At 42.7% G+C, this 21,800-nt stretch carries 21 protein-coding genes; 2 read left to right on the top strand and 19 right to left on the bottom strand.

Annotation, left to right across the window (positions count from 1 at the left end; all coding sequences use genetic code 11):
• Positions 1-21 precede the first annotated feature (21 nt).
• The 16 genes from EO131_RS09720 to EO131_RS09645 form a co-directional block, all read right to left on the bottom strand.
• A complete protein-coding gene (locus EO131_RS09720; protein ID WP_127021281.1) occupies positions 22-2,082 on the bottom strand; it encodes a PKD domain-containing protein in 2,061 nt (686 codons plus the stop codon).
• 37 nt (positions 2,083-2,119) lie between these two features.
• Positions 2,120-2,713: a hypothetical protein gene (locus tag EO131_RS09715; protein ID WP_127021279.1), complete on the bottom strand. Its 594-nt coding sequence runs from the start codon at positions 2,711-2,713 to the stop codon at positions 2,120-2,122.
• Between the two features lie 48 nt (positions 2,714-2,761).
• Complete coding sequence (locus tag EO131_RS09710; protein WP_164731661.1) at positions 2,762-3,850, bottom strand: serine hydrolase domain-containing protein; 1,089 nt, start codon at positions 3,848-3,850, stop codon at positions 2,762-2,764.
• A 148-nt stretch (positions 3,851-3,998) separates the two neighbouring features.
• Positions 3,999-4,568 (bottom strand): c-type cytochrome, encoded by a 570-nt coding sequence (locus EO131_RS09705; RefSeq protein WP_127021275.1) that lies wholly within the window; start codon positions 4,566-4,568, stop codon positions 3,999-4,001.
• 59 nt (positions 4,569-4,627) lie between these two features.
• Positions 4,628-6,121, bottom strand: a complete 1,494-nt coding sequence (locus EO131_RS09700; RefSeq protein ID WP_241243818.1) for a serine hydrolase — start codon at positions 6,119-6,121, stop codon at positions 4,628-4,630.
• A gap of 122 nt (positions 6,122-6,243) precedes the next feature.
• Positions 6,244-6,825: a DinB family protein gene (locus tag EO131_RS09695; protein ID WP_127021271.1), complete on the bottom strand. Its 582-nt coding sequence runs from the start codon at positions 6,823-6,825 to the stop codon at positions 6,244-6,246.
• Positions 6,826-6,893: 68 nt separating this feature from the next.
• Complete coding sequence (locus tag EO131_RS09690) at positions 6,894-7,433, bottom strand: Crp/Fnr family transcriptional regulator (RefSeq protein ID WP_127021269.1); 540 nt, start codon at positions 7,431-7,433, stop codon at positions 6,894-6,896.
• Positions 7,434-7,498: 65 nt separating this feature from the next.
• Positions 7,499-8,869, bottom strand: coding sequence for an amidohydrolase family protein (locus EO131_RS09685; protein WP_127021267.1), 1,371 nt, complete (start codon positions 8,867-8,869; stop codon positions 7,499-7,501).
• A 96-nt stretch (positions 8,870-8,965) separates the two neighbouring features.
• On the bottom strand, positions 8,966-9,787 hold the full coding sequence (locus tag EO131_RS09680; RefSeq protein ID WP_127021265.1) for a GNAT family N-acetyltransferase: 822 nt from the start codon (positions 9,785-9,787) through the stop codon (positions 8,966-8,968).
• 1 nt (position 9,788) lies between these two features.
• Positions 9,789-10,229, bottom strand: a complete 441-nt coding sequence (locus EO131_RS09675; protein WP_127021263.1) for a hypothetical protein — start codon at positions 10,227-10,229, stop codon at positions 9,789-9,791.
• A 28-nt stretch (positions 10,230-10,257) separates the two neighbouring features.
• A complete protein-coding gene (locus EO131_RS09670) occupies positions 10,258-10,746 on the bottom strand; it encodes a cupin domain-containing protein (RefSeq protein WP_127021260.1) in 489 nt (162 codons plus the stop codon).
• 18 nt (positions 10,747-10,764) lie between these two features.
• Positions 10,765-11,163, bottom strand: a complete 399-nt coding sequence (locus tag EO131_RS09665) for a VOC family protein (protein WP_127021258.1) — start codon at positions 11,161-11,163, stop codon at positions 10,765-10,767.
• A gap of 73 nt (positions 11,164-11,236) precedes the next feature.
• Positions 11,237-11,806, bottom strand: a complete 570-nt coding sequence (locus EO131_RS09660) for a Crp/Fnr family transcriptional regulator (protein ID WP_127021256.1) — start codon at positions 11,804-11,806, stop codon at positions 11,237-11,239.
• A 663-nt stretch (positions 11,807-12,469) separates the two neighbouring features.
• Entirely contained in the window at positions 12,470-14,872 is a 2,403-nt protein-coding gene (locus EO131_RS09655) for a TonB-dependent receptor (protein ID WP_164731660.1), read from the bottom strand.
• A gap of 222 nt (positions 14,873-15,094) precedes the next feature.
• On the bottom strand, positions 15,095-16,000 hold the full coding sequence (locus EO131_RS09650) for a FecR family protein (RefSeq protein ID WP_127021252.1): 906 nt from the start codon (positions 15,998-16,000) through the stop codon (positions 15,095-15,097).
• A 47-nt stretch (positions 16,001-16,047) separates the two neighbouring features.
• Positions 16,048-16,572, bottom strand: a complete 525-nt coding sequence (locus tag EO131_RS09645) for an RNA polymerase sigma factor (RefSeq protein WP_127021250.1) — start codon at positions 16,570-16,572, stop codon at positions 16,048-16,050.
• Positions 16,573-16,686: 114 nt separating this feature from the next.
• Here EO131_RS09645 and EO131_RS09640 point away from each other — a divergent pair, with 114 nt between their 5' ends.
• Both EO131_RS09640 and EO131_RS09635 read left to right on the top strand, forming a co-directional pair.
• Complete coding sequence (locus EO131_RS09640) at positions 16,687-17,766, top strand: hypothetical protein (protein WP_127021248.1); 1,080 nt, start codon at positions 16,687-16,689, stop codon at positions 17,764-17,766.
• A gap of 152 nt (positions 17,767-17,918) precedes the next feature.
• Positions 17,919-18,347 carry a LytR/AlgR family response regulator transcription factor gene (locus EO131_RS09635; protein WP_127021246.1) on the top strand — a complete coding sequence of 143 codons (429 nt, stop codon included), beginning with the start codon at positions 17,919-17,921 and terminating at the stop codon, positions 18,345-18,347.
• A 372-nt stretch (positions 18,348-18,719) separates the two neighbouring features.
• Here EO131_RS09635 and EO131_RS09630 read toward each other — a convergent pair whose 3' ends face one another.
• Genes EO131_RS09630 through EO131_RS09620 form a run of 3 tightly spaced genes read right to left on the bottom strand, consistent with a single transcriptional unit; the run spans position 18,720 to position 21,800 of the window.
• Entirely contained in the window at positions 18,720-19,874 is a 1,155-nt protein-coding gene (locus EO131_RS09630; RefSeq protein WP_127021244.1) for a hypothetical protein, read from the bottom strand.
• Positions 19,875-19,879: 5 nt separating this feature from the next.
• Positions 19,880-20,578 (bottom strand): ABC transporter ATP-binding protein, encoded by a 699-nt coding sequence (locus EO131_RS09625; protein ID WP_127021242.1) that lies wholly within the window; start codon positions 20,576-20,578, stop codon positions 19,880-19,882.
• 4 nt (positions 20,579-20,582) lie between these two features.
• The gene (locus EO131_RS09620; RefSeq protein ID WP_127021240.1) at positions 20,583-21,800 is read right to left on the bottom strand and encodes an ABC transporter permease; all 1,218 of its coding nucleotides are present in this window, start codon (positions 21,798-21,800) and stop codon (positions 20,583-20,585) included.

The following is a 21,800-nucleotide window of genomic DNA, read 5'->3' as shown; positions in this document are numbered from 1 at the left end:
GGAACAGTTTTCTTTTGAAATTTATTGCCAAGCATACACCGGAATTTCAGGAATGTCAACATACGAAATGTTCACATCTTTCAGGTTTGCTCTTTGATCATTAAAAATGGCAATGCCATGCTGGCCACTTTGCCCAATAATCGAATTGGTAATGGACAAGGCACCTTGTGGACTGTTGTCTATCACAATGTTGGCCGAAAAGCTATTGGCTACCTTTTTACCCCCGTGACGTACCTCCACGTAATCAAAAATATTGGATGCATTGACATTGGAAAATGTAATTCCGTACCAACTACCGGCAATTTCATCGATGTGTTTAAAAACAATGTGTTTGTCCGTTGTTCCCAAGGCATTGATGTATCCTTGTCTGCCATTGGCATCTTCCACAACGATTCGGGCATCGTTTTCCATTTCGATGATTACACCCTCGGCCAGTTTCAATCCTGACCAAACCACCAAGTCCTTGCTTAGGCCTTTAATGTGGTAACTCATGCCTTCGAACATGAATCCAGGCCAAACCGTTTCTTGGTCACTTGCAATGGGATAGTTTCCATCGACCCTTACTTTAGGAATCCCATTGTTGCTGAACCAGGTTTCGTGATCGATCATACTTACATTCATAGTGGAAACCGCTATGGGATACCCTAGTTGACCTCTGATTTGGTTTTGAACGAAGCTGGTAATTTGTGCACCTTCCGAAGTTGCTTCAATGCCGTCCCCGCCTCCTGCGTTTATGTGTGAATAATCAATGGAAGCAACTCCATAGGGTCCTAAGTGAATTGATGCCGGTTGGTTGCCTGCCAAGGGAGAGCTTCCTGCATTTTGCACCACTACATATTCAAATTGGGAAGGATTGGCACCACTATGTTGAATAAAAATACCTTTCCAATAGCCGGCAACGTTTTCCACGCCCTTGAACTCTACCCATTTGGCATCGGCACCCAAGGCTTTTATGGCTCCTCCGTTCATGAGGGCAATTTGTTTGTCCTGCGAGACCCTGATACTGGCATACTGTGGCAATTCCAAGGTTGTGCCATCAATCACCTTTAGGTCTTCCAACAAGGTGTAGAAATATTGCCCCCATACGATGTTTTCCCCACTATCGAGATAGGTAGTGGTAACGGCAATGTCCCCGTTCCAAAATTGGTTGCCGGGTTGAATTTTTTCCACTTCATGGGCCGGAACGGCAATAGCATGATCAATTGCATCGGAACCCATAAAATAATTTGTAACAAAGGAATTTATCACAGCATCTGGGGCAATATATAATTGTAGACCGGCATTGTCCTCAAAAACGGAACTTTCAAAACCCAATTTGCTAAAATTATCCATCCAAACTGCTGCTTGGGAAGCATAAAGGTCATTTTCTGCCCCGGCATGGTTGATTTCGGTGTATTTCATGATGTTTTGTTCACTGTCGGATTGGATGAAGATCCCTGCCCAATATCCGGCAGTTGCATTTTGACCAACCAAATACACCTTCTTTTCTTCCGCTACTTCACCTTCTGATATGAAAGTTCCTGTAGAAGTTATGTTTAGGGCTGCATTTTCGGCAAAAGCCACCCTTACCCCAGGTCTTATGGTCAGTTTTGCCGTAGACTTGATAGGCTTGGTGATCAAATAGTCAACTTTTGTATAATCCTCGGTGAAAATATCGTCCAAAACCATGTCCGTGGTAATGTCCTCGGATATAATGACCATCTGTTGAGTAGCTACCTCGGAAACGGTTACGTTAACCTCATCCTTTGCGGTCCATTTATCCTTGCTGATTACCAGCTCCACAACATAGGAGCCAACCGTGTTGGCCACAAAGTCAGGTGTTGCGGTCTCTTTATCGGTCAAGGTAGCTGTACTTCCGGAAGGTTTGGTTTTAACACGCCAAGCATAGCTAAATGTTTTTCCTTCAGCATTCGTGGAGGCACTTCCATCCAAAGAGACGGACACGCCCACTGTGGTTTGTTTGTCTTGGCCCGCTTTTGCCGACAAAGGGTTTATGGAAACCTCGGCATCATCATTCTGGCAAGAAGATACGGCTAGGAGCGATAAGAACAATCCAGCCAAATAAAATTGAAACTTCTTCATGTGTATAATTTTTAGTATCTGAGTGAGTATTTAATTTTTATTGGGTCTTCAATTTTGAAAATGCTATTTGTGAGCCATCGGGACTGGTAAAAGTGAGCACATCGAACACCTGACCCGAATTGTTGTTGGAGGTGGAGAGTGCATAGGTAAGGGAGAAACTGCTTTTGTCCTCATCCCGGTCAAAGTTGTTGCCAGGACTGCAGACACTGTTATACTTTTGGCGTCTTACCTGCGGGTAGAAGGTAATTTTGTTCCCCTCTACGGATACCGTTCCTTTTACATAGTCGGCCGTATAGATTTGACATCCTCCCGAACCGGTTCCTTCCACGATGGCCCAAATGAAATCACCTGCATCACCAATTCGTACCCCAAAGCCGGGCCTGGGATCCATGGACCAGGCATCATGGCTGCCACGAAACCATACCTTGGTATCGGGATTATATAACAAGGGATCAAAGTTGTACTGCATGTACAGACTCCAAGATTCCATCCAATCTCCAACAAGGGCAGAGGGCACCTCACTTTTTTGGGGTTCTTTGACGGGCTCATTTCCATCATTCTTGGAACAAGCATAAGCACTTAAAATTCCGGTTACGGCCAAAAGCAAAACGGCCTTCTTAAAAAATTTCATAGACTGATTATTAAAAGGTTTGTTACTGTTGTTGGTTAGGAAGGCCCTTTAGTTTTTGATAGGTTGTAAATAGAGTTTAAGCACACTTGATGTTAAAAATGGACGGAGTGAAATCTGGTTTGTCAGGACGATCACCGTAATTTTCCTGTCCGGAAGACGCATGATGTCGGCTAAGGCCGGCCCACCACTATGCCCCGTGGCTGTTACATCCCCAAACTTGTCCACAATCCATCCAATGCCGAAAGGTGAATTGACACCATCTCGTAATTGTGTGGGTGTCCAAAGTAGGTTTCGGTATTTTTCTGAAAGCAATGTGTTTTTGTCCAAAGCGACTATCCATTTGGCCAGGTCCTCTATGGAGGCGAACAATCCCCCTGCAGGGTAGGTCCATTTGGGGAACAGCATGGAGAAAATCCGCTGTTTTTGGTTTTCGTTGTCCCAAACATAGGTAGTGGCGGCATTGGGCATCATATCCTGTGTGCGATAAATGAAGTCCTGCTCCATATTGTTGTATAAGGTGTTTTTCATCCCAACTTTATCAAATACATAGCTGGACATGAATTGTTGAAAGGGCATGCCGCTTATGTTTTCGATAATTTTCATCACTAGGGCATAGTCGCCCCCTGCATATACGGTTTTGGTCCCTGGCTCAAAATCCAAAGGATTTTCCCTAGCGGTCAGTATAGCTTCATCAACTGAATTGAATTCCTTTTTCAGCGCCAAGAGATCGACAATGCCCGATTGGTGGGCAACCAGGTCTTTGATCTTCATGTTGTCCCATGATTCAGGTAGATCCTTCACATGAGTACTCACTTTATCTTCCAAATCCAGTTTGCCTTCCTCGATCAAGATGGCAATGGCCGTTGCGCTCAATAATTTGGTGACCGATGCCAATTGAAAGGCCGTTTGTTCCGTATTGTCAACGTCGTACTCCAAATTGGCGGTACCATAGGAACCGATACATTTGATCTCACCATCCTCAATGATGGCAACCGATAAGGCCGGAATGTGGTGTTCTTCGATTTGAGCGGTTAAAAAGCTGTCGATTTTTGCAGCTCGTTCTACCAGTTCTTGTGCCGAAATCAAAGGAGAAATGCACAGGAACAGCATAGATGTCAGTATATTTTTTGCAGTCATGATTTTTTGTTTTTTGATTATTGAATTTTCCTTTTGCATAGCTTCAAAGCTGGGAATAGTTCCGTTTCAAGCCAGTTCGACATTTTTTCGCAAAGTGCAAACAGGGTTTAAGGGGCATGAAATTATGGTTGATCGGGAGCGCTGAATTTTACATAGGACTGGGGACTATATTGTCTATTGGCTCCGTGCTTTTCAGGTAGTCAAAAATGGCCCTTATATCTTCATCCTTCAATGCTCTGTACGCCTGCCATGGCATAGGAGGTAGAAGGGTCCGTGTATTTTGAAGTCCCTTGAACTTGCCCTGGGTCAGGGCCCGTTTAAACTGATCGTATGTCCAAGAGCCTATACCAGAGCCACTGGAAGAAATGTTTCCAGCAAAGGAAACTCCCCATGGTCCAACAGCTGCGGTCAGATCAGGGTAGAAGAGCACCCATTTTTTGGCAAAATCCTGTTCTTCCTCGGTCAAATTTGGAAAGGGTTGTGCAGCATCATACCCCCCAAATAGACGCGTTGGATCGGGGATGGGGCCTTCGGGTGTGAAAACCTTTGGGGAATGACAAGACGTACAATCCATAATTTCCACCAAATATTTGCCTCTTTCAATGGATGATTCTGTTTGAACCAATTTACCCGCTGCTGTTGATTTTTTGTCCTCGGTGTTCTGGCAGGAGCTCAGAAATACAATCAGGACAGTACTTAAAATTAGATGTGTTTTCATTTGATGATTGATGTTTTATGATTGATGTTTTATGATTGATGTTTGATGATGAAATAGCTTTAGTTTTTTGTTCGAATCAGCAATAGGTCTTGAAAGTCATAACTGAAATCGATGTTGGGTGATATCCCCTTCATTCTAATTTCGGTGGCCACACCATCTTCGTTTAACCAAAAGGAAGCAAATGCATCGGCCTGCAGGTCCCGATCTTCCCATTTTATGGCAAAAGTGTTGGCCTTGTAATGGTACATGCGACCAGTTAATTTGGGAGAGCGGTATGATCTGAACCACAATTGTCCATTGTTGCTATAGATTTCAATCTTGCCAAACCAACGATCCTCATATATCCCAATATAGTCATCGGGATTTACCTGTGGATCACTGTTGGCATCAATGGTCTTCCAAACCTCTTCGGTAACCCTATCACCCTGTTGTTGTCGTTGTTTGAACCTTTGGTTGTATACCGCAATCCAGTTTTTGGAATCCAGTTCCAAATAACTGTCAACAAGGGTCTTGGAAACCGACGAAAAAAATGCCCCACCGGATTCGCTGGTATTGGTTAAAATAATGATGCCCAGATCCAACTCGGGAAGCAACCAAATTTTGGTCATAATTCCGGGCCCTCCACCTGTATGGACCAAGCTTTTCTTCCCAAGGATATCGGATACGAACCAACCCAAACCATAGCCCATAAAGTGGGAATTGTATCTTGGATCCTTACTGGCATCCATGATCGTATTGATTTTCCACATTTCATATTGGCTTTGTGGTGAAAACAATTGTTGCTCTAAATTGTTTCCGTATTTCCCTTGGTTAAGGTGAACCAACATCCATTTGCACATATCTTCCGCACTGGAGAAAATACCGCCTGCTGCACCATTCACATTTTCCTTGAAATGTGATATGGTTCTTATACCGCTTGTTTCCCTTATATGTGGACTTGCAACTTGTTCCAGATCTTCTATATTTTCCAATCTGGAATAGGTGTTTTCCATCTGTAGTGGTTCAAAGATGTTTTTTTCCACAAAACGTTTCCAACTGGAATCCGTAACCCTTGCGATTACTTCCCCCGCAACCCAATACAAAAGATTGTCATAATCAAATTTGGTCCTGAATGGGGATTGGGGTTCAAAATATTGGAAACTGTTCAAGACATCTGCTATGGTAAAATCACTTCCCGATGGATAGCCCATAAGATCGCCCACACCCATACCAAGCCCACTTCGATGGGTCAACAGGTCTTTTATGGTAAAATTCTCCGTAACATAGGAATCGTACATTTTAAATTCTGGAATGTATTTGATCACTTTGTCATCCCAAGAAATTGTTCCCTCATCCACCAAGATGGCCAGGGCTGTGGTGGTGAAGGCCTTGCTCAACGATGCAATGGCAAATGGCGTTGTCTCTGCTACGGGAATTTCGGTGTCCACAGATTTTACCCCGTAACCCTTTAGATGAATGATTTTACCGTCCTTTACCACACCTATGGACGCGCCGGCCACTCCGAACGTTTCGAGGGCGTTGCCCGCCAGTTCATCAATTTGTTTCGATGACATTTGCGGATACATTGTACTGCACACCAGTACAAGGAGCAGTATAAGGCTATATCGGAATGTTGATGTAATGTTCATTTTTTGATTGATGATCAATGATTTGATGTAGGCTCCTCCGTTGGAACTTACGCCATATTCAGTTCCACGTTTTTTCCCACCTTATGCAATAGTTCACCGGCCTGCACCAAATGCCGTTCGGTATGATGGACCACAAACCTTAGGGTGTCACCTAAGCGGAGTGCTATAAATCTGGATAGGGTTGTTTTGATTTTGATGTTTTTTAGATCATGATTCCTGCTTTTTTCCAAAAGCTCCAGCAATTTTTGTTGTTGGTCAATAAAGCGGTCCACCGTTCCCTTATTGAGTTCTTTGGCAATTGGGTTCATCGGAGTTGCTGTTTTCATTTTTTTGATTTTACCTTCAACAGGTCTGATAATCTTAACAAAGTAATTGCCCAAAGCACTTCCCTGGTAATTCGAATTTTTCGAATTCGGATTCGACATTTTCAGGGCTTGTTCTATTTCAGGTAAATAATGATCACCATACAGGTTAAGGTGCTCCAAACATTCATAGATGTTCCAAACATTGGATGAGGGTTTGTACTTTAACTGGTAGTGCTCCAATCTTTTCAGTGCATAACCAAACTGAATCGCCTTTTGGGTCAATTCGGTCAATTCTTCGAACATTTCATCAATGGATAGTTGCATTGCTTTTTTTTACAAATATCCTCCCCATCCGTCCGATTGCCATTGATTCAAATCAAGAATTGTGGCAATCAGCGATTTCTAAGCCGACTTAGGGTTTCCGGTGTCATTCGAAGGTAAGATGCAATGTATTTTAATGGGATTTCCTGGAAAAGTTGTGGGCTTCTTTCCAGCACTCGTTGATAACGTTCTGAAGGGGAATCCGTTAGCAAATCCAGTTCCCTTTCCAATTGTTGCAAGGCCAATTGCTCCATCAATTCCCCATATTCCTTCATGCTTTGAAGGTCACTGTGCACAAAATGAAAGAACGCAGTCTTTGGCACTTGGTAAACTATTGTTTTTCGAATGGCTTGAATGTAGTATTCAGATGATTTTCCGGTAAGGAAAGAGCCCAAGGAAGTGATAATATTACCGGAATAACCAAACCTAATGTCGTGTTCCGCATTTCTGGAAACGTAAAAAAGGCGCAGTGCGCCTTCTTCTATAAAATAGATATTGTTTTCTACCACTCCAGGGGTCAACAAATATTCATGCCTGGATAGTTCCCGTTTTTCCGACTTCAGGTATTCTACAGATCTTAAGGCTTCCAAAAGATTAGGTCGGTGTTGCATTGTATGGCTTTTAATTCTCAAAAATGCGACAAAAAATAACCGGATGCATTTATAAAATTGAGTTTTTAGGTCATTTTGGGTTCGGTTTCTGGATTCAATTGCTTCATGATCACAGCAGCGCTGTTTTGGCATTCCAAAATCAATTCATCGGTGGTTTGGTAAACCAATTTTCCGTTTTTCTTCACCACATTTCCTGCAATGACTACAGTATCCACATCATGCTCCTTTGCATAAAGGACCATAGCGGATACCGTATTGTGAATTGGGGAAATACCAAGTTTATGGGAATCTACCAATATGATATCGGCCTGTTTCCCTACTTCCAATGATCCAATTTTGTTTTCCAGACCAAGGGTCTTGGCACCGCCCATGGTGACCATTTTAAAAATGTCCAGATCTTGAATGGCCAATTGCTCGGACATTTCCCCTTTTTGGAAATGCCTTTCGTTTTGAATGGCACGTTCGGCCTGTAATGCTGTTTTCATCTGATCGAACAAATTACCGGAGGTACCGGCAACCATATCTGCTCCAAGACTACAGATGATGTTGTGTTTCAAGGCCTTTCCTGTTGCTGGCAGCCCCAATCCCATTTGAAGCTCCATTTCAGGTGTGATGGATAGACTACAACCATGGTCTGCCAACAACTTGAAATCGTGGTCGTTCAAGGTATTTCCATGTGCAAAGTTTAAATCGGGGCCCAAAAGACCGAGCTGATCTAGTTTTTGGACGCCTTTGTACTTAGGACCAAATGAACCTCCACCAATATGCATCGATATTTGGATGCCAAGGTCCCTGCCCATCAAAATGTCTTGTTTGGCCACTTCCAATTCAGAATATTCCGGTCCCCTTATCGCCAAAGCCATGGTTACCAAATCATCCTCAGCGCTGAAATAGTTCTTTTTAATATCGTAGGCGTTGACAGGGTGCGGTTTTTTGCTTTCGTAGAACCATTCCCAAACAGAGGTGCCCGGAGTTCCGTAACCAAATTTTGCCCGGATACCGGAATCGCGGAGTCCTTTTATGGCCGCTTCCGCATGTTCGTCCGAATTCATGATGTGCGACCAATCAAAAATGGTGGTGATTCCTGCGTTTAAGGCCTCCAGTGCCCCTAATAGATTTCCCAGATACACGTCCAAGGGGCTCATTTTTGGGGCAATGCCTCCGAGCATCCCATTTAGGTACTCCATCAAGGTCCAGTTGCTCGCGGTTCCTTTAAAGGCACTTTCCCATAGGTGCCGGTGCGTGTCGATCAATCCGGGACTAACGATCATTCCCTCGGCCGAAATTACTTCCATATCCGAGGAAACCTCAATCTCTTTTTCTATGCAGGTTATGGTATCTTTCTCTACTAAAATGTCTAGCTTATCACAAACCAATCTGTCATTTTGGAATGTCAATACCGTGCCTCCTTTGATTACAATTTTTCTTGTACTCATGTTTCTTGATTTTTGTTCCACAAAGTTGCTTGGTAGATGGAAAAAAATACTTGATTTGGATCAAGAGATTGTTGGTTTGGGGGCGGCCCCAAATTTTTAGAGCGTCATTTCCATTTCAAACTGGTTCAGTTTGTTTTGGAGTCCCGCTTTTAATAGATGAGTGATTTTATCGGACAGCCTACTATCCACATTGTTGATCTTAATGTGTGCCGAGTGCCTTGACATTATCGAAAATAATCGATCCCAAGCAAGGATATTGTCTGTCATCACCTCAATCTGTGCCACGTATCCGCCAGTTGGTGCCATTATGAAAAAAGATTCCACCTGATTGTTAACATGGATTTCAAATGCCCGAAAATTTCCACGAGCCAAGGCGCGAACATGGTTTTCCCACGAATACCATTGTTGGCTTGAATGGGACATCAGGGATTTTACATCGAATTCAACTTCACGAATTTCTTGGTCCTGCACCTGTACACCATTCAGATTTCCACTGAAGCAATGAAAAAGTTTGGTGGTCCTAAAACCAATGGATGTATAGGTTTTAATGGCTCGAATGTTCTCAGTGATCACTTCCAGGGTACATCTCTTAATTCCATTTGCCTTAAATATTGGGATGGAGTGATCATAAATTGAATGGATCAATTTTTGGCCCCGGTACTCGGGCAATACACCAGTGCAGGCATTATAGGCAGTAAGCAAACCATCCCTAGTATCTATGGCGTGTAGTACAAAACCAACTAGGTTGCCATGGTGAAAAACACCAAAGGATAGGTCATATTGCACTTTGGCCATCCTCCAGCGTTCTTCATAATACCCATGGTCTTTAAACAAATCAACATAATAATCATGGAAAGCTTGAAAAAAGCACACCATAATATCGTTAAAAGGCGTGTTGCTTAAATCTCTTATTTGCATTTTAGCTCGAAAGTTCCGTATAGCGTTTGGTCAACCATGCTTCGGCTTGGGAAATGGTTTCGCACAACACGGTTTTTACCCTGTCATTGCTCCTTTTTTGCAATTCGATGGAGGATAGTTTGGAAAACAGATCGGGCGAAATTATGCTTATATTGTAACGAAGACCATGTTCGTAATTGAGCGGAAAAAAATAGTTGGTTATCCAATCCACTAGACCCGCCCATGCACCTTCAATCTCTTTGGTATCGTGGACATGGAACTTGCACCCTTTTTTGGAGCCCTCCCTTTTTTGCCACTCCAGCATTTTCATGGAGGCAGATTTTACTTCCTCCTCCGAACAGAACCCTATCCATTTCATCAACAGATAATTTTTTTGGGGTTCGTAGCTCAATTTGGCATAGATTTCCCCATCATTATTTCGAATAAGGTCAACAACTATCATAATTATGAAAATGAAATGCTTAAGATAGTCAGTTTTCGGCTATTTTGGGAACAATGAATTGAACGTTGTGTTCACTGGCATGTTTAAATGCTTTTTCCACATTTAGTTTGGAAAAATCGGGCACTTTTTCCAAGTCTGGATAATCCACTGTTTCGTCCAAGGAATCCCCAATGACCCTAAAGTAGTCCAGCAAGTTCCCAGGTGTAAGCAAAACAATCATTTTACCTGGTTTCTTACCAACGTTTTTGAATGTGTGTACCTCATTGGAAGCCACATGGATTACGCTTCCGGGCAATGCTCTAAAAGGATTGTTCAGGTCGTTTTTGATGAATTCGAATTCGCCCTCCAAAATGTAGAATACTTCCTCATCGGGGTGGGAGTGGGGAGGTGGGCCTCCCAACGGAGGTACATTCTCCTCGAAAATGGCGTAGGTGTTTTTGGTTTCGGTATTACTTACCAAAATCTTTATGACGTCTGTCAAAATCAATAACTGTTCGTTTTTTGATGGTGATTCCATAATCTTTGATTTTTTATTTTAAGCCAATGTTGTTACTTCTATCCGATTATTATCTGGGTCGAGGGTCTCAAATTCGTAATAGCCATCGCCAGTTGTTCTGGGGCCTTTTAAAATAGTAAACCCGGCTGCTTCCAATTCCAATGCCATCCGGTCCACCTCATTTTTGGAATCGACCCCAAAAGCAAGATGTATGATACCTTTGTGTTGTTTTTCTATAGTGTCATTGCTGTTTTCCGGTATACCTGGCATACTCATAAGTTCCAGTCGTGCACTCGATTCAAATGTCAAAAAGTAGCTTTGAAAATTGGTATCGGGATTGGTATATTTTTCATTGGGGTTGCCAGAAAGGTAGGTGGAATAATAGTCCTTGAGTTTTTCTAAATTGGAAGTCCAAATGGCAACATGTTCAAGTTTCATCGGAAATGTATTGATTACTTGAACAAAGAAAGGGCAAGCTATTATAAATGCAATTGATTCAAATCAAGAAAACTTAGACCAGGAATTTCGTCCTATATCGGCTCAGGGTCTCCGGGGTTATTCCCAAATAACTGGCCACATAATGAAGTGGAATTCTTTTAAATACTTTTGGATGCTCTTCCATCAAATTTTTAAATCGGTCCTCGGGATTCACACTGAGCAAAGCAGCCTCTCTTTTCTCGGTTCTGAGCAGTTGTTCCTGTACCACGATGTCGGCCATTTTTCGTAGTGACGCATGGTTGGCAACAAGGTTCATTACATCGTCCCGATGAAGAACAAACAGTCTACAGGGTTCAATCGAGGTAATGGTGGTCAAGGATGGGGTTTGTGATAAAAAGCTGGCCAAAGAACCCACTATGGAGTTTTCAAAGAAAAAATCATTACAGACCTCTTTATTGGGAGAATCATAGAACAGTCGCATAGATCCTTCGGAAATAAATGCCAGTTTTGTGCAGACCTGACCAGATTTAAGAAAGACCTGGTTTCGTTTGAGGTGTTCTTCCTTCATGGCATTTTTTAGTGCGGACAATTCCACTTCGGATGCTTTAAAAGTTCTTTCGATATTAAAAAGGAACTGGTTCATACTTTGTATCCCAAAAAATTATTTCCGAATGAGGTTTTCAAATTTATGTCAAAGTTATTTACCGTACAGTGTAACTGAAGACATACTTCTATTTAAAAAAAAATGGTGAAGTCAATGTTGCTTTTGTAAGCTCTTGTAGGTACAGGATTCTTGAAGTAATATTAACTATGGTTCCTTTTAACAAACTAGGCATATGATTCCAGACAGGTTACAATATTCGACTAACTGTTCGGTGGTACTGGCATTTAGCGTATTTGCAACAATAAAGGATTGCTGATTGTTTTGGTTTTCATTTTTTATGAAAAAAAATCAATTTTTTTCAGGAATTTCTTCTTTTCGATTGTTTAATCTATACCAAACACCATGAGATATGAAGAAATTTAACTCAATAACGGTAACAGAAGCATTGGAAACAGAGGATTTTCAAAAGATTTTTGAAGCACAATCCAAATTCATTAAACGACTTATCTTATTCTTTTCATTACAATACATAATACTACTCATTATTTTACAAACACTGTAGCGATTTGTTTCGAGTCAGATCGCGATAGTTCCAGGGGCAATGCTGGCAACGGTGCACTTTAGGTATGGTGCACCGTTTCTTTTTTTATACTTTTTGATGTAGAGGCTTAATTAAATTTCAACATCCGTTGGCCGGATAGGTCAATTCACCATTAATTTTACCGAAAAATTGGGCGTAAGGCCAAGAGCACTTTTTTCAAACCGTTGTGCCGTATTGGACTCATCGGGCTTGTAAAAGACATTAAGACTATTGTCCGTATCAAAAACGTTCCACAAAGCGGCCCCCAATTCCAATTTGGTATGTTCCCCACAGGTTATTTCATATTTTCCCGAGATGTCCATTCGCAGATAATCCGTCATGTTCTCGGCGTTTGCCTGACCATAGTTGATTTCACCATCAATTACCGGATTTTCGGTAACCGGCAACGTTATGGGTTTGCCGGAATGCCAGTTCAATCCCGTGGCGAACACCAAATGTCCCACATTATAATTGGCGCCCAAGGTTACGGCATGGGCGATTTCAAAATTGTTCGTAAAGGTTTGCTCCGGTAACTGGTTGAAAGTATAATCACTATCCAAGTAGGAATAGCTCAACCAAACATGGTTGTTCTGGAACTGTTTTCGAAGCAAAAGGTCGAGTCCATTGGCTACATAAGACCCCGCTGTTTTTACAAATTCGTACCGGTCTTGAAACCCTTGACTCTGGGTGGTGATCCCATTTACCTGTTTGTAGAATGCAACGCCATTGACCAACCAACCTTTCTTGTTGTACAATAAACCGAATGATCCCTGTTTACTGGTTATAACAGGAATGGATGTGTCGTTGGAAAGCTGCCATCTTCGTTTTTCCAATCCCAAAAAATCATTTTGGAAATTAATGACTTGGGAGGAGCTTTGGTGTTTGAACTCCCCCAAGACTTCCAAGCTGAAATGATCGTTCATTTTATGGTTGAATGTAAACCTTGGCTCCCAAATCTGCTTATCGAATTCGGTGAGGTAATTAAAACGCAACCCAACGTTAATGTGGGAGGCCGTATTTTTGGACGTCATTCCCATTTGTGAAAAAAAGGCATGGGTTCGAAGTACTTCACCCTCCAATCGAAGGTAGAGGGGGTCGTCCACATCGTCAAGATTGGTGATTTTGGTTTCCACCAATTGATAACCATGAGTCCAATGGGTTTTTCTTGTAATTTCATCGACGATCTGAATTTTTACACCGGTTTCGGAGACCTTGTTTTCCTGTAAAAACCGTTGGTCTTCCAAAATATTGACGTTGGTGGCCTGCAGTTTATAATCGGTATTGTAAAAGGCAAAATCAGTGCTCCATTTATCCGACCAGGTTCGATGGTATTGTACACCTGCCGCCAAACTGGATTGATCGATATTGCTTTGTTTGGAAACTTCTATGCCAGACATTTCAGCCACTTCATCAAAGAACACCTCATTGGCCGTATGGATAAAATTCACCCTAATGCGGTCCTTGTCCGAAGGATGGTATAGCAGGCGAAAGGAGGTGTCGTAAAAATCGAAGTTGAAATCGGAATTGCGAACCGTTGATGCATTTCGCTCGAGTTCGGTATCCTGTGCTATCCGGTTGAAATACTGGGAATAGGTCGGGGTTTCCACCAAATCACTTATGGCCTTACGCGAGGCCAGTTGAAAGGATAGTTTGTCCCCGATCGGTACATCAATAAAACTGTTGACATCGATAAGGTTGGCACCGATGCCACCTTTGAGTTTGTTGTTGAGCCGTTCCTCGGTTTTCATGGCAATGGTTCCGGATACCCCGTCGGTTTCAGAAGCGTCACTACCGTTTTTTCGCAGCTCAACCACATTGGTGATCTGCGGATTGTACATGGAAATAAGCCCAAAAAAGTGCCCGGATTGGTACATTTTGATACCATCCCAAGTAATCAGGTTTTGATCGTGGCTGCCACCCCTGATATTGATGTTGGAAACTGTTTCGTCCACACTCTGTACCCCCGGCAAGGATTGCACCGAAAACAAAATATCGTCTTCAACCAGACCTGGAAGGGTGCTAAAGCGATCTAGATCCAATTGATAGGAACCATTGTCGAGTTTATCCAGTCCACGGACCAAAAAATCATACACCGTAATTTCGGCCAATTGTTCGTGGTAGGGCACCATGAAGATAGGATTGCAACCCGAGGTGTTCATATCCTTTGCCTCCAAGCTCAGCGGTTTATACCCCATCAATTTTATAAGAACCTTGTCGTTTCGGGTTAGTTCTTCCAATTCAAAATAGCCGTTCTCATCGGCGTAAATGCCTGTTGAACCACTTTGGATGGCCACAAAAGGTAAGGACTCTCCGGTATCTCTATCTTTCAGAAATCCACAAACACGGAAACTTTCCTCCCTGATGGAAATGGTATTGGAGGATATGATAACAAAGCCCAATTTGGTTTTTTGGTTCAAATAGGAAAGGGTTTGCTCCAGATCCATAGAATCATCCGGCGCATTAATGGCGATGTCTTCCACCAAAGTGGAAACATAGTTGAACTGTACGCCAAAACGCTCCTGCACTTGGGCAAGGATTGTGGTCAGAGGTTGATTTTCTTTTGTTTGGGCAACCGTAAAGTTTGTATATAAGGCGGTTAGGCAAACAATAAGAAAAAGTAATCTTTTTCCCATAACAACTAAAACGCACGGTAGTGCGCTTTAGTATGAACCTCGTTAGGAATGGTGTGTAGTGCCTACATGGTGATGGGAAACAGGGGGAACTGGTGTTTCTTAAAGTTGGGAGAACTAATTTCTTGTGCTAAATAGCACTTCTTTGCCATTTATTTGATAGGCCAGATTCAACGGTTCACCAATGGCCTTTATGGCCTGGGATAGGTTGTTATGATCGAATCCGCCTGTAAATAGTTGATCGGTATTTACATTCTCTTGACCAACAGTTACCCCATATTGCCGTTCCAGTTCAGCAAAAACCTCCGAAACCGGGGTACGTTGGAAATAACTTTTGTTTTGGGTCCATTGGGGCTCATCAAAGGTGTTGGTTCCCGTGGTAAGTAATCCGTTCATTAAGGTCATATTGTCGCCCACATGTAGAATAACGGTACCCTCATTGGTGGCAACTTGCACGGTGCCTTCAAAGCAGGCCACTTCAAAAAATGAACCACGCTGTTTCACATTGAACTCCGTACCCAATACGCTTACCGTACCGGACTCGGTCACCACATCAAACCTGGCCCCTTTGGCCACATCAAAAAAGGCCTCACCTTTCAAGGTGATTTCTCTTTTGGTTGCCCATTCCTTTTCATTATAGGCAACTTCCGATTGGGCATTGATGGTTACTTGGGACGCGTCTGGCAGGCTGATGCTGGTTTTTTCAGCAACCTGTGTCTGTACCTCGGTCAACGAAATTGAAGTAAATATGTAGTATAGACCCAAAACGGCCACAACAATACTGGCCACCCGCATCATGGGCTTGAACCAATCAATTTTCCTGACCTTTTGTTCAGGTTGCATGGAACGCTTCTTGAAGGTGTCAAAGTCCGCCATAGCAGAGAAATGGGATGCCTTAAAATGGGACGCATCCGCAATGATGTCTTTGAAAAATGAAGCATCTTCCAAAGCATCGAAGGCTTTTCTTTCCGCCTCGGAAAGATCGTTGTTCAGCCACTTTTCCATCAATTTCTCTTGGTCCATGTTTTCGGTTCTTTCCTATATAACAATCAACTTTCCTTTTCTCCTGACTATTTTACCCTAAAATTTTCCAATTCTTTTTTCAATTGGTCAAAAGCCGAGTAAATACGATACTCCACGACCTTTCGGGTAACTCCTAAAATTTGTGCAATTTCTTCATGTTTTTTCCCTTCCACCTTGTTCAACATGAACGCAACACGCTGTTCTTCGGAAAGATTGGCGAGCGCATTTTGGTACTTTTTAAGGTACTCATCCTTTTCGAGCAAAAACTCGGGATTTTCAATATCGCAGGCATTGGGGGTTTCGTTCTGGTATTTCAAGACCACTTTTTGGTGCTTGACCTCATTGAGCATTAAATTGTTGCCGATGGTGAACAGGTAGGATTTTGCTTTGTCCGCGGTAACTTTTTTGCAATTTTCCCAAAGTTTTGCAAAGGCATCCTGTGCCTTGTCTCCGGGATTTAATCGATCACCGTATTTGTAATAGAGGAAATCATGTAAATTTTGGGCATACTTTTCATAGATACTTGCGAATAAGGATTCATCACAAACATCTTTTTGGAGGGACTTTTCCAATAAGGTTGGTTTTTGATTCGACTAAAGATAAAAATCTTTTTAAAAATTTTCAGGAGTTTTGATCGTTTGGTTGTTTAATAACTAAATGGAGTATCCGTGTTTAAGCCAAACATTATGAAAATAACCGCTAAATCTTTGACCCTCATTCTATTGCTGGCGGCCTTTTTGGTCAATACATCGTGCAGGAAGGAGGAGTTCGATTTTCAGGGAGCTCCACCAGACCAAGCTTTGGAAGCCAACACGACTGTTGCCAATTTGTTGTTGCGCACTACCATGCACGATGGATCTATGGACAATATTATTGACAATGCCAGTTGTTTTTCGTTGAAACTGCCTGTCGTGGTTGTGGCCAATGGTACTGAAGTAACGGTTACCAATTCGGATGGGTATGAAGCCATAGAGGCCATTTTTGATGAGAGTGCGGTGGATACCGATACCATGGTTATCCAATTTCCGGTAACCCTTATTTTTTCGGACCATAGTGAGGTGTTGGTTGCCGATCAGGCAGAATTCGACACCTATGCCAGCACTTGTTCCGGAGAAGATCAAAATGATGATGATATTGAATGTATCGATATCAAATATCCAATGGCAATAAGCCTATTCAATACGGCGAAGGAAACGTTGAATACCTTATCATTTACCGATGATAAGTCCTTATATGAATTTATAGCCTCCTTGCAAGAAACCGATGTGGCCAATATTCAATTTCCCATTGGCTTGACTCTTTCGGACGGCACCCTTATCCAAGCTTATGATTTGGTGGATCTGGAAAACCTAATTGATACCTATAAGGATGATTGTGACGAGGACGACAACAACGATTTCAACGATGATGATTGTACCGACTGCAATCCAACTGAATTTGAAGATAACTTGACCAGTTGCACGGTTTGGACCGTGGACGCCTTATCACGGGACAATCAAAATTTAACGAGTCTGTACACCGAATTTGTTTTCAATTTCCAAGTAGACGGCACCCTATCCGTCACTGTGCTCAATACTAACGATATATTTGTGGGAACATGGAGCGTTACTGGTTCTGGTGTGGATATGAAACTGGAAATCAATGTGGTAGGCCTCGATGATTTTAATGGTGTTTGGGACGTGAATGAATCGGCCCAATCCAACAGTCAAGGATTGGTGGTTGTGCGTATTGGCACGGATACCCTACGTTTTAAAAACGGTTGTTAATGCAGATAGGAGCATACTTTTCAACGGATTTGGACATCAAGTTGCAGTTCATCGAAAAAAATGACCGTTTATCCAAAGGTATCAGGAAAATCACCCCATAGCTTGTTTTAGTAATAGAATTCAAAACCAACCAACCAACTCAACTCAGAAAAATGACTTTAACCACAATAGTAATCGACGACTCAACCCTACAAAGGGTAGCCACCGGTAGATTGATCGAGAACCACCCCAATCTTCGTTTGATGGGAACCTTTGATGATCCCAAAAAAGGATTGGAAGCCGTAAACAAATTTCAACCGGATGTGTTATTCTTGGATATTGAAATGCCAGGCTTGGGTGGCTTTGAGGTGCTTGAGTTGTTGGAGTGCGATTGCCAAGTTATATTGAACTCTACCCGTTCACAGTTTGCTTTGCATGCTTTTCAATACGATCAGGTGAAGGATTTTTTGGTAAAGCCCATGAACAAGCCACGTTTTGAAAAATCAGTGGATAAGGCCATCAAAAATATGACCGTGGAAAAAGTATCCAGACCTGACATGGGACAACATGTATGGATGAAAAGTCTATCCAAAGCCAGTTAAGAAGTCAACCGTATACCAAACCAAACAAACTAAAGTAAATAACCAACCAACAAATTATGAAAACCGACCTCAGATCAAAACATAGTTTACTGACCTACTTATCTATGCTAATGGCCGGTATTTCTGCCTTGCCGAACCAACAGATGCAATCTTGCCCCATCAAGGTGCAGCATACGGGTCAACGATGGCAACAAAGGTGATAAAGAATTACAGATTGGGCTTGTAATATTAGGTAGCGATACCTCATATATGCAAATGAGGAAACGGGGGCACTTGCCCCCGTTTTTAATTTCACTTAATACCTTTGGACCACAAATAACCTTACTCAGGTGAAGATATTAAAAGGTCAATGGAAACATTGTAGTGTGTGTTTTAGAAGCTCCAGCGTAACCTAAAAAAAATGCCATGGCCCAAAGAGCGGTATTTCTTGAACTCAAAAAAGGATTGTGAAATAAGATCCATTTCCCAATTGGTCGCAAGGGAATAGGTTAATGTGGGGATGGCGATCACCGAATGGTTGGTGGGAGCGTAAACGGTTCCCAATGACCCCGAAAAAATAGGGGAGAATTCTTTGGCCAGTTGTACATAACTTGAAAATTCGAAAGGCATTAAGTTTTTGGCCGTGATGGCTGTGATGGCTAAATTCTCTATGCTGCCGTTCTGATCCAAAGTACTTCCATTGTATAAGGCCGTTCCATAGAGGTACAACCCATTTTTAAAACCATAATCCACCGAAACGGAGGCGCTTAACACATGCTCATTGCCCAGATAGTCTTTTCGGGGCACAAAATAGGAGAGCTCCCCCTTGAACCCCATATTTTTGAGATTGCCTGCCCAACCCAACCCCATCACCCAATCGTTTTGATAGATGCCGGTAATCAGCTGAAAATCGTACGACCATGTATTAAAGCCATACAATAGGGCAACGATATGATCGTCTGTTATCCTGCCTTTTTTGGCGGCCAATTCCAACCGGCTGAAATCACCGGTGTAGTACTGAACCCGAACCGCATCGCTTCCCGGGCGTTCTTCATAATCAAAATCGAGAAAATTATAGGTATTGAAAATATCATTGGGGTTCCAAATTAGGTTACGACCCCAGTTTACCCGTTGTCGGCCAACGGTAATGTCCCAATTGCCTTTGGTGAATCTCACCGATGCCCTGTCGATGGCAGACACCAAGAGCATATGCCCATTTTCAGCAACACTCCAGGTTAGATCTACCCATCCATTATCTTGGGTCATCAAGTCAGAAAATCCTGGGAAGTTGGCAACGGCATCCCCATAAAAAATTCGGTTACGGAATTCCAATCGGAAGCTGATGCTTTCGGAAGGGGCATAGGCAAAATTCAATCTGTTGTGCAGAAATGTGGTCCATTGCAGCTGTTCCAGGTTATCCACAAACTGGAACTGATGAAGGTTTTTGACATATCCGTTCAATACCAGTGGCTGTTTCTTTTCCTGGCTAAAAATACAAAGGGGGAAAAGGAGAATAAAAATGAGCCATATGTGTGCTGCACGAGCCATTGTGCTTAAGTTGGTGTTTGTACAATATCTGAATCAACCTTGCCATCGACCAAGGTGATTACACGCCTGGCTTTTTCAATCACACGTTGGTCATGTGTCGAAAACAAGAAGGTTATTTTTTCCTCTTTGTTCAATTTGGCCATAATGTCCAATAAATTGGCCGCCGATTTGGAATCCAGATTGGCCGTTGGCTCATCGGCCAAAATGATCTTGGGTTTTGAGGCCAATGCCCTGGCCACTGCAACACGCTGTTGTTGTCCACCGGAAAGCTCACCGGGCCTACTGTTTATTTTTTCTGCCAAACCCACTTCCTGAAGTAATTCCAATACCCTTTTTTCCCGGTCTTTTTTCGGAACTTTTTGCAATTGGAGCACAAACCCAATGTTTTCCTTGGAAGTGAGCACAGGAATCAGGTTGAAGGATTGAAAAACAAATCCGATGTTTTCCAACCGGAAATCGATCAATTTGTTTTCAGGCAGTTTGGTGATTTCAACACCATCCACAAAAACGGTTCCTGAAGATGGTTCGTCAAGTCCACCGATCATGTTCAACAGGGTGGATTTGCCCGAACCCGAAGGCCCGACCAAAGCGACAAATTCACCTTCTTCGATATGGAGGTGCACATCCTGCAATGCCTTAACTGGAATCATTTTCTCGTTGTAGGTCTTGCTTACGTTATGTGCGTCTATAATTGTTTTTTTCATGGCTTCATATTTTACGGATGGATTCGGCAGGATTTAATTGAAGTGCCCTGAACGCAGGATAAATCGCAGATAAAAGTGCGGTGATCAGACACATGATGGCCACGGTCCAATAGTTCTGGCTATCCAGTGCCGGATAGATGATCGAGCTGAAACCATAACTGGCCAAACCCTCGGAGAATATGGCAATGTTGATGCCAATTGAGCCCAATACCAGTACACTCAACCAACCCACCAAAAGACCCACCGGGCATCCAATTAAGGTCAAGAAAAGGGTTTCCAACATGATCATGGTAAATATCTTTTTCTTGTTGAGGCCAATGGCCATGAGCATGCCCAGTTCGCGAATCCGCTCCAGTACGGACATCAGCATGGTGTTCACAATACCAAAGGTGAGGGCCAACAGAATAATGCCCGTGATGATGTAGGTGTAGAGATGGAACGATTCTATGACCAATTCCAACTCTGGTGAAAGATCCATCCAATCTTCCACCTTTTTGTGAGGGACCATCAGTTGTACATCGGAATTGAAGGAATCCAACGCGCTCTCATTTTTTAGTAAGATGGCCAGTTCATTGCTTTCGGAAGGCTTTAGCCCCAAAAGATTGTCCAGCGATTGTTTTTGAACGTAAACATTCACTTCGTCCAAGGAAAGGTTTCGTGACCTATAAATGCCACCAACGCGGAAGGCTGCGGAAACCATGTTGGATTCAATATCCGTGAAGGTGACCACCACCTTGCTCCGCAATTTTATCTTTAGTTTTTTGGCCAGTTTTTCTCCAATAAAGATTTCGTTTGACTTGCCCGATTCAAAGTAGTCCCCTTCTATCAGGTTTTCATTCAATCCAATCTGTTTTTCTTCAGCTGCTGGAGAGATGCCATATACCGTAACACCGGTTGCAGTGGTAGGCGAGGTGATCATCCCTTTGGTAATGGTCCGGGCACTTGCAGCTTGAACCCGATCATCTTTCTGCAATAGGGAAAGGATGGAATCGGAATGTTCAATCACAAATTTTGATTCTTGTTGGTGGGTAAATTCAGGATGGTGAATTTGAATATGGGAGAGTTGCCTGTTAACTGACTCATCAATGTTGTTTTTGTAGAGTCCCCAGGCAAATGCCAAAATAAAGATGCTGGCCCACAGACCGATCACAATGGAGCCGATCACCACAAAACTGCGTGTTTTGTTGCGCCAAATGTTCCGCCAAGCAATTTGCACCAACAT

This window comes from Flagellimonas beolgyonensis, assembly GCF_003992615.1.
Taxonomy (GTDB): domain Bacteria; phylum Bacteroidota; class Bacteroidia; order Flavobacteriales; family Flavobacteriaceae; genus Flagellimonas; species Flagellimonas beolgyonensis.
The sequence above is the reverse complement of the archived record's forward strand: the minus strand, read 5'-3'. Positions and strand labels throughout refer to the sequence as shown.

Excerpts from the sequence above, each read along its gene's own strand:
- EO131_RS09630 (WP_127021244.1), bottom strand. The coding sequence starts at position 19,874 with ATGGCTCGTGCAGCACACATATGGCTCATTTTTATTCTCCTTTTCCCC.
- EO131_RS09675 (WP_127021263.1), bottom strand. The coding sequence starts at position 10,229 with ATGATAGTTGTTGACCTTATTCGAAATAATGATGGGGAAATCTATGCC.
- EO131_RS09670 (WP_127021260.1), bottom strand. The coding sequence starts at position 10,746 with ATGGAATCACCATCAAAAAACGAACAGTTATTGATTTTGACAGACGTC.
- EO131_RS09690 (WP_127021269.1), bottom strand. The coding sequence starts at position 7,433 with ATGCAACACCGACCTAATCTTTTGGAAGCCTTAAGATCTGTAGAATAC.
- EO131_RS09640 (WP_127021248.1), top strand. The coding sequence starts at position 16,687 with ATGAAAATAACCGCTAAATCTTTGACCCTCATTCTATTGCTGGCGGCC.
- EO131_RS09705 (WP_127021275.1), bottom strand. The coding sequence starts at position 4,568 with ATGAAAACACATCTAATTTTAAGTACTGTCCTGATTGTATTTCTGAGC.
- EO131_RS09625 (WP_127021242.1), bottom strand. The coding sequence starts at position 20,578 with ATGAAAAAAACAATTATAGACGCACATAACGTAAGCAAGACCTACAAC.
- EO131_RS09660 (WP_127021256.1), bottom strand. The coding sequence starts at position 11,806 with ATGAACCAGTTCCTTTTTAATATCGAAAGAACTTTTAAAGCATCCGAA.
- EO131_RS09685 (WP_127021267.1), bottom strand. The coding sequence starts at position 8,869 with ATGAGTACAAGAAAAATTGTAATCAAAGGAGGCACGGTATTGACATTC.
- EO131_RS09680 (WP_127021265.1), bottom strand. The coding sequence starts at position 9,787 with ATGCAAATAAGAGATTTAAGCAACACGCCTTTTAACGATATTATGGTG.
- EO131_RS09720 (WP_127021281.1), bottom strand. The coding sequence starts at position 2,082 with ATGAAGAAGTTTCAATTTTATTTGGCTGGATTGTTCTTATCGCTCCTA.
- EO131_RS09695 (WP_127021271.1), bottom strand. The coding sequence starts at position 6,825 with ATGCAACTATCCATTGATGAAATGTTCGAAGAATTGACCGAATTGACC.
- EO131_RS09620 (WP_127021240.1), bottom strand. The coding sequence starts at position 21,800 with ATGTTGGTGCAAATTGCTTGGCGGAACATTTGGCGCAACAAAACACGC.
- EO131_RS09665 (WP_127021258.1), bottom strand. The coding sequence starts at position 11,163 with ATGAAACTTGAACATGTTGCCATTTGGACTTCCAATTTAGAAAAACTC.
- EO131_RS09710 (WP_164731661.1), bottom strand. The coding sequence starts at position 3,850 with ATGACTGCAAAAAATATACTGACATCTATGCTGTTCCTGTGCATTTCT.
- EO131_RS09715 (WP_127021279.1), bottom strand. The coding sequence starts at position 2,713 with ATGAAATTTTTTAAGAAGGCCGTTTTGCTTTTGGCCGTAACCGGAATT.
- EO131_RS09650 (WP_127021252.1), bottom strand. The coding sequence starts at position 16,000 with ATGGACCAAGAGAAATTGATGGAAAAGTGGCTGAACAACGATCTTTCC.
- EO131_RS09635 (WP_127021246.1), top strand. The coding sequence starts at position 17,919 with ATGACTTTAACCACAATAGTAATCGACGACTCAACCCTACAAAGGGTA.
- EO131_RS09700 (WP_241243818.1), bottom strand. The coding sequence starts at position 6,121 with ATGTCATCGAAACAAATTGATGAACTGGCGGGCAACGCCCTCGAAACG.